17 protein-coding genes are annotated in these 9,346 nt (G+C 64.8%); 8 read left to right on the top strand and 9 right to left on the bottom strand.

Annotated features, from left to right (window positions below; genetic code table 11):
* Positions 1 to 759, top strand: a complete 759-nt coding sequence (locus FZ033_RS11585; RefSeq protein WP_149576298.1) for a dienelactone hydrolase family protein — start codon at positions 1 to 3, stop codon at positions 757 to 759.
* Between the two features lie 282 nt (positions 760 to 1,041).
* Positions 1,042 to 1,371, top strand: coding sequence for a hypothetical protein (locus FZ033_RS11580; RefSeq protein ID WP_149576297.1), 330 nt, complete (start codon positions 1,042 to 1,044; stop codon positions 1,369 to 1,371).
* 356 nt (positions 1,372 to 1,727) lie between these two features.
* Here FZ033_RS11580 and FZ033_RS11575 read toward each other — a convergent pair whose 3' ends face one another.
* Positions 1,728 to 2,213: a hypothetical protein gene (locus FZ033_RS11575; protein WP_149576296.1), complete on the bottom strand. Its 486-nt coding sequence runs from the start codon at positions 2,211 to 2,213 to the stop codon at positions 1,728 to 1,730.
* 256 nt (positions 2,214 to 2,469) lie between these two features.
* Here FZ033_RS11575 and FZ033_RS11570 point away from each other — a divergent pair, with 256 nt between their 5' ends.
* Positions 2,470 to 2,715, top strand: a complete 246-nt coding sequence (locus tag FZ033_RS11570) for a hypothetical protein (RefSeq protein ID WP_149576295.1) — start codon at positions 2,470 to 2,472, stop codon at positions 2,713 to 2,715.
* 109 nt (positions 2,716 to 2,824) lie between these two features.
* Positions 2,825 to 3,064, top strand: coding sequence for a hypothetical protein (locus FZ033_RS11565; RefSeq protein WP_149576294.1), 240 nt, complete (start codon positions 2,825 to 2,827; stop codon positions 3,062 to 3,064).
* A 59-nt stretch (positions 3,065 to 3,123) separates the two neighbouring features.
* On the opposite strand, the gene FZ033_RS11560 is transcribed toward FZ033_RS11565, so the two are convergent.
* The 4 genes from FZ033_RS11560 to FZ033_RS11550 form a co-directional block, all read right to left on the bottom strand.
* On the bottom strand, positions 3,124 to 3,558 hold the full coding sequence (locus tag FZ033_RS11560; RefSeq protein WP_149576293.1) for a group II truncated hemoglobin: 435 nt from the start codon (positions 3,556 to 3,558) through the stop codon (positions 3,124 to 3,126).
* 61 nt (positions 3,559 to 3,619) lie between these two features.
* Complete coding sequence (locus FZ033_RS24025) at positions 3,620 to 3,787, bottom strand: hypothetical protein (protein ID WP_188079439.1); 168 nt, start codon at positions 3,785 to 3,787, stop codon at positions 3,620 to 3,622.
* Between the two features lie 52 nt (positions 3,788 to 3,839).
* Positions 3,840 to 4,163: a DUF6156 family protein gene (locus FZ033_RS11555; RefSeq protein ID WP_149576292.1), complete on the bottom strand. Its 324-nt coding sequence runs from the start codon at positions 4,161 to 4,163 to the stop codon at positions 3,840 to 3,842.
* A 46-nt stretch (positions 4,164 to 4,209) separates the two neighbouring features.
* The gene (locus FZ033_RS11550) at positions 4,210 to 4,659 is read right to left on the bottom strand and encodes a Rieske (2Fe-2S) protein (protein WP_149576291.1); all 450 of its coding nucleotides are present in this window, start codon (positions 4,657 to 4,659) and stop codon (positions 4,210 to 4,212) included.
* Positions 4,660 to 4,866: 207 nt separating this feature from the next.
* On the opposite strand from FZ033_RS11550, the gene FZ033_RS11545 reads away from it, so the two are divergent.
* Both FZ033_RS11545 and FZ033_RS11540 read left to right on the top strand, forming a co-directional pair.
* Positions 4,867 to 5,517: a glutathione S-transferase family protein gene (locus tag FZ033_RS11545; protein ID WP_188079458.1), complete on the top strand. Its 651-nt coding sequence runs from the start codon at positions 4,867 to 4,869 to the stop codon at positions 5,515 to 5,517.
* A gap of 40 nt (positions 5,518 to 5,557) precedes the next feature.
* Positions 5,558 to 5,842 (top strand): aldehyde dehydrogenase, encoded by a 285-nt coding sequence (locus FZ033_RS11540; RefSeq protein ID WP_149576289.1) that lies wholly within the window; start codon positions 5,558 to 5,560, stop codon positions 5,840 to 5,842.
* Between the two features lie 77 nt (positions 5,843 to 5,919).
* Here the strand turns inward: FZ033_RS11540 and FZ033_RS11535 are convergent, their stop codons facing one another.
* The 3 genes from FZ033_RS11535 to FZ033_RS11525 form a co-directional block, all read right to left on the bottom strand.
* Entirely contained in the window at positions 5,920 to 6,273 is a 354-nt protein-coding gene (locus tag FZ033_RS11535; RefSeq protein ID WP_232847455.1) for a DUF59 domain-containing protein, read from the bottom strand.
* A gap of 144 nt (positions 6,274 to 6,417) precedes the next feature.
* Positions 6,418 to 6,897 carry a tetratricopeptide repeat protein gene (locus tag FZ033_RS11530; protein WP_149576287.1) on the bottom strand — a complete coding sequence of 160 codons (480 nt, stop codon included), beginning with the start codon at positions 6,895 to 6,897 and terminating at the stop codon, positions 6,418 to 6,420.
* A 42-nt stretch (positions 6,898 to 6,939) separates the two neighbouring features.
* Positions 6,940 to 7,803: a xanthine dehydrogenase gene (locus FZ033_RS11525; RefSeq protein ID WP_188079438.1), complete on the bottom strand. Its 864-nt coding sequence runs from the start codon at positions 7,801 to 7,803 to the stop codon at positions 6,940 to 6,942.
* 258 nt (positions 7,804 to 8,061) lie between these two features.
* Between FZ033_RS11525 and FZ033_RS11520 the strand changes: the two genes are divergently transcribed.
* Positions 8,062 to 8,295 (top strand): BolA/IbaG family iron-sulfur metabolism protein, encoded by a 234-nt coding sequence (locus FZ033_RS11520; protein WP_149576285.1) that lies wholly within the window; start codon positions 8,062 to 8,064, stop codon positions 8,293 to 8,295.
* 71 nt (positions 8,296 to 8,366) lie between these two features.
* Positions 8,367 to 8,699 (top strand): Grx4 family monothiol glutaredoxin, encoded by a 333-nt coding sequence (gene grxD / locus FZ033_RS11515; RefSeq protein ID WP_149576284.1) that lies wholly within the window; start codon positions 8,367 to 8,369, stop codon positions 8,697 to 8,699.
* Between the two features lie 334 nt (positions 8,700 to 9,033).
* Here grxD and FZ033_RS11510 read toward each other — a convergent pair whose 3' ends face one another.
* A complete protein-coding gene (locus FZ033_RS11510) occupies positions 9,034 to 9,258 on the bottom strand; it encodes a hypothetical protein (protein ID WP_149576283.1) in 225 nt (74 codons plus the stop codon).
* Positions 9,259 to 9,346 lie beyond the last annotated feature (88 nt).

The following is a 9,346-nucleotide window of genomic DNA, read 5'->3' as shown; positions in this document are numbered from 1 at the left end:
ATGATCGAAGTCACAGCGAATGAAGTGAAATTCTCCGCCTATCGGGCGGATCCCGAAGGCACCCCCAAGGGGGCGGTCGTGGTCCTGCAGGACGTGTTCGGGGTGAATGCCGACATCCGCAAGATCGCGGACGGCTTTGCCGCCGCCGGTTATGTCGCGGTCGCGCCATCCCTGTTCGACAAGGTGAAGTCCAACATCGAGCTGGACGCCTCGGCCGACGCCGAGGGCCGCTCGCTCACCGCCGAGCTGGGCACAGAATGGCCTATCGAGGCCATCCAGGCTACCGTGGACACGGTGAAGGACGCCGGCAAGGTCGCCCTCGTGGGCTATTCCTGGGGCGGCTACCTCGCCTATCTCGCCGCCAACAAGGTAAAGGGCCTCGCCTGCGCCATCGGCTACCATGCCGACGGCCTGCTCGAGGGGGTGATGGAGAAGCGCCGCATTCCCACCCTCATCCATTTCGCCGAGCAGGACCCGCTTGTGTCCGAGGAGGACCGGATCCAGTTCCGCGCCCGCCGGCCGGACGTGTCGGCCTTCTCCTATCCGGAAGCCGCGCGCGGCTTCGGCTATGCGGCCGGGCCGGCCTATAATGCGGAAGCGGCCGAGAAGGCGCAGGAGCGCACCCTGTTCTGGATTTCCCAATATGTGGTGGGCCAGGGTCCGGTGCTGTTGAAGAACGCGGGCGCCTATGCCCAGGCCAAGACGGAAAAGAAGAGCAAGAAGAAGGCCGACGACGACATGGGTCCGCCCGCCGACTGAGCCGAACCTGGCGAGAGCATTTTCCGCCCCCGCCGGGTCGCTGAAATTGCTCAAGCTTGCGCGTGGTTGGCCTGAGGTTGCGTTCGTGCATCCCGCCCCTGCGGGATGCACGACACCTCACCCCACATGTTCCAAGCTCGCCACAGCACGCAACGCCATACGAAGACTTGCTCCATCGCCGTTTTTCTGTCGATTGGGGATGGAAATATTTGCCGACTTGGTCCAAGCTTACGGACGTTTCATCGGATACCGCCGACGCGGGAGTCCATCAGGGACGCCACCATGAGCGTGATCGAGCACGATTTCGGCGCGGGTAAGCGGCGCAAGGAGAAGCGCTTCCGGGAGCTGCTCAGCCTTGATGCCCTGCATGAGCAAAATGTCCGGGCCAACCCGCTGCCGTATCTGGAGCGGGCGAGTGAGCGCATCTTCCAGCTGGAACGCACCCTGTTCGAAGCCGCCCTGGCCGGCCGGCTGCCAGCCGACGGCGATACGCCTGAGCCCGCCATCACCATCAGCGCTGCGGAGTATCAGCGCCTTCTCGCATGCCGCGCCGTGGTGGACGCCGCCTTCGCGGAAATCCAGGCGCGGCCTGAGAGCGACGACACCGTTTGAGAAGCTTTGGGCGACTGAGGGCCGGACAAAGGTCCCGCTCTCACCCGAGGTGTTTGCCGCCGTTGACCTCGCCCGATCGCGCGGCGGGCTGAGGAAGCCAAGCCGGACCTCAAATTGAATAATAACAACGTCCTGGCCATTCGACAGCGACGAAGTTTGGCCCGACCGGTTGCGTAAGCCGTCCGGCCCGCACATGGCGACACCACCATGGCGAGCCGACCGATTTGCGCTCCTTCGGAGCGCGCGATCCCGTCATACCAATAGCCCGTGAGCTTGATTCATGGGCTATTGGTCAAGCCCGCGCGGCGATTGAGCGTCACCCACTTGGCATCGGTCAAAGGCCGAGGCCGATGGTATCAGTTATGGACCGAAGCCGGCGGCGTCCACTGATAGAGGTCGCCCCAGCCGCTCTCCGCCTTCACCTCATGGGTGAAGCCCAGCTCGCCGAGGGCGGCGGCAAAGCCCAGTTGCTCCCCGCTCTTCACGCTGGCCAGAAGTGGCACCTTCTTGCCCTGCAGCTCGCCGAGAAGGGCCGGGAGCACCTTGTCCTCGCGTACCGCCGGCGCCACGGCGGCATAGGCCACATGGATGGCCTCGCTGTTGCGGAAGCACCATTCGAAATCGTCGCGGCGGGCGAGCAGGGCGCCGACGATGCCCTTTTCATTGTCCACCAGCACCGGCGACAGGCCGGAGGTGCAGCAGGCCATCAGCTCGGACAGAAGGCTCTCCTGCTCCCGCTCGTCCTCGACCTTGAAGGGGACATCGGACGACACCTGGCGCAGCAGCCCCCAGATGCCCTGCACGTCGCTCAGTGACGCGATGCGTCGTGTCAATTCGGCCATAACATCTCTCCAGCGAAGACAAAAAAGAACTTGCAGATTTTAGATGATCCGTCAGAATTTTCAATATTCGCGATGGCTTTTGCTAGATAATTCGCAATGTCGCGAAGCACACGCGCCAGCTGTTTTGCTGTTGGATGCGCGACACTGTCGCCTCCCCGACACGCAATTCCATGCTTCCGCATCTGGCAAGAACCTTGCTCACACCTGAGGAGCGGGGCCTGAATAGCGCGCTCCGCCTTATCTGCTGGAGCAAGGCATGTCAGAGAGTGAAGGCTTTTTCATCGACTGGGACGGCAACGCCCGTAGCGTCTCCGATCCCGGCGGCGGATATGTGTGCGATACCGACATGGTCGCCAAATACGTGGCGGTGAACACCAAGACCGGAGCACTGGTGCACGAAGGCACCTACTACAAGACCATCGAGGCCATCGCGAAGGCCGGCATCAAGGCATCCTTCGTGCCGGGCTCCCATCCCTGGGGCTCGAAGAAGGACGGATTCTGAGCAGGCGGGCGGGCACCCGCGCCCGCCCCTTGCCGACGGCAACAGCGAAACACACAGCACCCGACCGGCGACGCGACACCTGACCGTCGCCCAAAAAGGAGATTCGGCGATGCTCCCGACGACGATCCTCATCGATGAGGCCCCCCGCTGCATCGTTCGCCCGAACGACACCAAGGACCTCAACCGCTTTTTGCGCAACGCGAAGTCCTATCTTCTGGCCGAAAAGCCGGACGGCAAGATCACCCACCGCAGCGCCTCCGACGAAGAGCTGGCGAAGTGGCGCAGCGCCCTCGCCCTGCACCAGGCCTGGGGCGGATCGGACGAGGATTTTTTCGGCGTTCCGCTTTAGGGCGGCACCCGAACGGCCAGCATTACCGCGTCTACTAAGGTCAGGGCCGCGCCCGAAACTCAGGGCCGCGCCGCGTGGCCGGCAGTGTCATGGGGATTGCCGGCGGTGTTGCGCATCCAGTCGGCGAGTTTGGCCATGGCGCCATAGACCTCGTCCCGCGCCGCTGCGTCCGCCACGGTCTCCTCCAGCGCGCCGCGCATGCACAGCAGCCAGGCGTCGCGCTCGCTGTTGCCGATGGCAAAGCCCATGTGGCGCTGGCGCAGGCGCGGATGGCCCTTCTCCACCGAATAGAGCTTGGGGCCGCCGGTCCATTCGGTCAGGTAGCGCTTCAGCACGTGCTTGGTCTGGGAGAGGTCGTCCGCATGCATGGCGCGGATGCCCTCGGCCTCCGCCAGCGTATCCATGCGCCGGTAGAAGGCCTCGACCAGCCGGTCGATGACCACCGCGCCACCCAGACGCTCGAACATGGGTACCGCCTCGACCGTGTCGGACATGGGTCAACCTCTCGCAAAGAGTTCGCAGCAAACGCGCCGGCCGATAGGGCGAGGATGCCGCCTATTCGTCCATGTTGGGCAGAAGGATCACCTCGGCCGGCGCCCCCGCGCCCTGGGCCTCGACGAAATCGAGCGCCGAGACGAGGGAGAGCCCGCCGTCGCTTTCCATCAGCACCACCGCGTCCGGAGGCAGCTTGCCGAGCGCCTCGAGGAGTTGTGCCACCGTCATGACCATCCCTCGCCCATCGTCCCGGATATCATCGATCCCGCCATGGCCCCGCTCAGGCCAGGCCCAGCGGCGCGCCCGCCTCGTCGAAGGCGAGCACCACTGTTTCCTCGTCCATGGTCACCTCGGCCCGGCGCAGCGCGCCGTTGCCGTGATATTCGTAGCGGTGCGCCAGCTCGACCTCGCCATAGACCATCTTGTCGAAGCCCGTCAAAAGCCCGTCCACACCAAAAAAAGCGCGGATGAAGGTGTTGCGATGGGTCAGCTGCGCCTCCGGAATGGCTTCCACCAGCCGGAAGGGCAACTTCACGCCCGTATAGGTCGTGTAGAAACGGCATTCGCCCACCTCCACGCCCGCCGTCTCCAGATCACCCGTCATCCTGTCTCCATCCCGGACATCTTCTTGAAGCGCGATCCCGGCCCCCTCAGTCGGGCGAGATCATGATCTCCATGGTGTCGTCGAAATCGTCATACGGGAAGGGGCGCTGTTCCTCTTCCACCAGCCGGACGCCGCACAGGCACACGTCGCGCCCCACCACGGCAAGGGCGATGGGCTCCAGATGCTTGCCCTCGCAGGCGCCCTCCACGCAGGTGCCGCTCTCGATGTCGAACAGCGAGCCATGGCGGCCGCAGCGCAGGCGCGTGCGATCCGCGTTGAAGAATTGCCCGCCGCCGATATTCAGCCACGTTCCCTGGTGGGGGCAGGCATTTACATAGCCCGCAAACTCCCGCACTGCGGTGCGGATCACCACGATGCGGAAGGGGCGCGCCTCGCCGTCGTCCATGACCCGGGACAGGTCGAAGGCCTTGGCCGCGCCGGGAGCAATCTCTTCAATCTCGCAGATGGCATAAATATCGATCTCGTCGGCAGACATCCCTGTCCCGCTCCTGCCCTGCCTGAAACACACCGGCCTGAAAATGCCGGCTCCTGTCGCAAATGAAACAGACTGTCGGCACATCCAGCCGCTGCAGCGGCCGGGCTCCGAACTGCCCCGATATTTGCATGAAGCATGCCGACTGCCGCCTGCCCCGCCGGGACGGCGCACGACCATGTGCGCGAGGGATGACGCCTGATGGCCGCGATGAAGTTCTACATGACCCCCGGCTCCTGCTCGACCGGCATCCACATCATCCTGGAGGAACTGGAGGAGGTGTTCGAGGCCCACATCGTGAACCTGCCGGCGGGCGACCATTTCAAGCCCGACTATGTGGCGGTGAACCCCAAGTCCACCATCCCGGCCCTGGTGCGGCCGGACGGCAGCGCCCTCACGGAGGTGGTCTCCATCGCCTATTGGCTGGCGCGCAGCCGAGGCCGCGGGCGGCTGTGGCCCGCCGACGCCGATGCGGAAGCCCGTGCCCTGGAGGCCATGGTCTATGTGGTGGGCACGGTGCACGGCCAGGGCTTCGCGCGCATCTTCTCCACCCCGACCTTCGCCGCCAGCCCCGCCGACCGGCCGAAGGTGGAAACCCTGGGCCGCGATATCGTGAGTCAGGGCTTCTCCATCCTCGACAGCGCGCTCGCGGGCCGGGACTATGTGGCGGGCGGTTTTTCGGCGGCCGATCCCATCCTGTTCTACGTGGAATTCTGGGCGGACAAGACCGGCATGGACCTGCCGCCCAACCTCGCCGCCCACTACCGGCGCATGCTGGAGCGGCCGGTGGTGCAGCGCGTGCTGCGTGAGGAAGGCTACAATCTCGCCCTGCTGGGCGTGACGCAAAGCCTTCCCAACTGACACGACTTGCCAATCGTTACAGCCAACAAGGAGAGTGCCCATGGCCGACATGTTCGTGGTGACCGAAGAAAACCGGGACGACATGTCCCGCAAGGCGGGCATCTTTCTCTATTCGGAAACCAAGCTCTGGCTCGAGGATGCCTGCGTCCACCGCGCCGACGGCCCGGCCATCGTCTCGCCGGACGGCGTTGAGCGCTGGTATGTCCGCGGCACCGAGGTGACGCGGGGCGTCAAGGCCCTGTTCTCAGAGAACAAATGGTCGCTCGCCAAGGGGCTCGACACCGACGAGAAGCGCGCCCGCTTCGCCGCCCAGTTCCTCGGCTGAGGCGGCCGCACAGCACCCCGAAACGGGAATGGCCGGCGCAAGGCCGGCCATTCCGAAAGCAAGACACCGAGATGTGATCAGATCAGGCCGAGCTCCAGCTGGACCTCGTCGCTCATGCGCGACTTGTCCCATGGCGGATCGAACACAAGCTTCATCTTGACGTCCGAAACCCCCTCAACCACGCCCACTGCCTGCTGCACCCAGCCGAGCATCTGCCCGGCCACCGGGCAGCCCGGCGCGGTGAGAGTCATGTCGATCTCCACCACGCCCTCGTCCTTGACCTCAATCCGGTAGATGAGGCCGAGATCATAAATATTCACCGGGATTTCAGGATCAGTCACCGTGCGCAAGCCGGCGATGATGGATTCCATCAACGCCGCTTCATCTTCCGCAAACTCGTCAATGCTCCGCACCTCACCATGGAGGATCATCGTGGTCGGAGCGGCAATGCCGTGATCACTTGGCTGAGTCATTTGCCCATTGCCTCCTGCCCCCTCGTCATACAATCCAGTAGCAAGTGCAATGCCAACGGCAAGCCGACTGCCACGGTGCGATCGGGCCGCCCACGCCCGGCCTCAGTCGAGGCCTTCCGCCAGTGCCGCCACCACCGGCCACCCCACGGCGCCGGTGGGATCGAGGACCTTCAGGGCCTCAAGCTTCTCCGCAGCCTCATCCGGCCGGCTCTGGCGCAAATGGATGAAGGCCAGCGCCTTGAGTGTGTAGAGGGCAAATCGTCCCGGCCCCTCCGGCAGAATGTCGTGCGGCTCCCACTTGTGCCAGTCGAGGTCCCACCCCGCCTGGCTCGCCGCCTCCTTCAGCCCGCCCTCGGCCGCCGCTTCCGCCTCGTCCAGGTTTCCCTGGTAGGTGTGGATCTTGTAGAGGCAGAAATAGACCGGAAGCTCGGCCGGCGCCGTCGCAAGCGCCTGGCGGAACAGCTCGTCCGCGCGCTGGCGATCCCGGCGATAGGCGATGACGCCCTGCTGGAGCAGCGCGTTCACCGTATCCGACACCTCGCCGAAATTGATGACATCCGTATTGGGCAGCAGGTCGATCATGACTTCAGCCCTTCGATGGGGCTGGCGAAAGCCTTCAACGGGTCATTTCACCAGATAGGGATGGGACGGCGCATCGGCGGTCCGGGCGTTGCGAAAGGTCAGCGCGCGGCTCACCGCCTGGGCGATGACCAGGGCCCGGGCATCGAGCCCGGTCCAGTCGGCGCCACGGCCGCGGGGGTCGATCTCCAGCAGCTTGACGCCGGCGGGCACTTCGGTGCCGTCGCGCACCACGCCGCGCACGATGCCGTCAAACGGCGCGCAGATGGATTCGCCGCCGAGATAGCCGATGTGGAAATCCTTGAAGGCGCGAGCGCCGATCTCGATGGCGGTATGCCAGCGGCCCGGCACCTTGGACCGCACGAAACGGTCTGCGGTGACACTGCCGAGGGGGCGGGCGATCCCGTCCGGCGCGTCGGTGGGGCCGTGCTGGATGATCTGGCCTTCCTTGCCGGGGCGCGTCTCGATGGCGAGGTCGCAATTGGTGCCGCCGCTGAAGCCCGGCCCGAGGCCGATGGTGAGCTTGGCGAGGCGCCGCAGGTCCGGGGTCACCTGGTACTTGTTCATGCGGGCGTCGACCAGAAGGTCGATGGTTCCGAGCACGATCAGGTCGAGAAGGCCGAGGCTGGTGACCTGGACGGCGTTACGCGCGAGGCCGGCGCGGATATGGACGCCGGTGTCGGCGCGCTCCGCCTTCACCCCGTCCACGCTCACGTCGTCCTCGAACAAAGCGTCGTGGAACGCCATCTTGCGACGAATGACCGGCGGCATGGGATCGTGGGAGAGGACGACATTATAGCCGCCGCGGTACAGCTCGACCGCAACGGCCGAGGCGATTTCGTTGGTCCCCAGAATCGTTGCGAAAGCGCGGCGCGCGCGCGTTCGGCCCTGCTGTTGCAATTCGCTCATGACCGGTCTCGTTTCCTCGGGGCGACACTTTGAAAGCAAGAGCCGGGCCGCTTGGAACGCCTTCAGGTTGCGGATGGAAATCGCATCCAAGGCCCCATTGGGCGCACCGACGGCCGCCCGCGTCGGCCGGTTCTGAACCAAGCCGCGCCACAGCTGTCGCCTTTGCGACAGGATCTGCCTGCGGCGGGAACGGGGTGGTGGCGGGTCGCACTTGGTTTCGACCTTGCATGGCACCGCGCGAACGAAGGAGACAATGCAATGGCTATGGCCGCAGAGGAAATCGAGCGCCTCGTGAAGGAAGCGCTACCCGACTCGCAGGTGGTGATCGTGGATCTCGCCGGCGACGGAGACCACTATGCCGCCCGGATCACCTCGGAAGCATTCCGGGGCAAGAGCCGGGTGCAGCAGCACCAGATGGTCTATGCCGCGCTCCAGGGCAACATGGGCGGCGCGCTCCACGCCCTGAAGCTGGAAACCCTCGCCCCGAAATAGGGCGCCCCAGCTCGGCCGCGCCGACGCCGCTGTTCTTTTCCAACGCCTTTCTTCACACCGGAGTTCTTGCCATGGCCAGTTCAGCTGAACGTATCCAGGACATCATTTCGTCCGCCGACGTGGTTCTTTTCATGAAGGGCGTGCCCGCGGCGCCGCAGTGCGGCTTCTCCTCCGCCGTCGTGCAGGTGCTGGCCCAGGTCGGCGTGCCCTATCGCGCGGTCGACGTGCTGCAGGACCCCTTCGTGCGCGAGGGGATCAAGGCCTTTTCCAACTGGCCGACCATTCCGCAGCTCTACGTCAAGGGTGAATTCGTCGGCGGCTGCGATATCGTGCGCGAGATGTTCCAAGCGGGCGAGCTGACCGCCCTCCTCGCCGAAAAGGGCGTGGCCGCGCCCGTCGCCTGATGCAGCTTTCCCGGCGCCCACAGGGAGCCGGGATTTGATCACGCCGGCCCGCCTGCAGCCTTGCCGGCGGGCCGTTTTTTGTGTCGTTTACGTTGGTGAAAAGCGCATTCTCTGGTGAAAAGCGCACTTGGCTCGCCGCTACCCGTGATGCAGGCCTGAAGCGCGGATGACTGTAGAAACAAAGATGCTCCGGCGGAGCGGAAGGCTTCGCCGGAGCATTCGTCGCACAATTGGTACCTGCCGCCTCGCCCCGAAATGACTCACGAGGCTGGTGACTACGTAATCGCCCGGATTGCACCGCCCGCCTCGGACGGCTTCAATACAGACACGTTGATCACGCGGCCTTGGTGGTTGCTTCGGTCTTGAGCGCATCCACTGCGGTGCGCGTGAGACGGAAAACGCCGCGACCGCCAGCCAGCGCCTGATAGCTGTCCGCCGCCTGGTAGGACAGGAAGTTGAACCAATCCTGCGGGTCGAGGCCCGTGGGACGTTCGCTGATCTCCACGATCGTGCCGTTGGGAGCGAACCGCGAGTGAATGATAACCGTTTCCGCGTCCATCGTGCTTCTCCACTTTGACCTCGTCGCGAACCGGCAGATCCCCATCCCCTCTTCGCGACGATCCTAAAAAACAGAAACGTCTACCGGC

The organism is Xanthobacter oligotrophicus, from assembly GCF_008364685.1.
Taxonomy (GTDB): domain Bacteria; phylum Pseudomonadota; class Alphaproteobacteria; order Rhizobiales; family Xanthobacteraceae; genus Xanthobacter; species Xanthobacter oligotrophicus.
The sequence above is the reverse complement of the archived record's forward strand: the minus strand, read 5'-3'. Positions and strand labels throughout refer to the sequence as shown.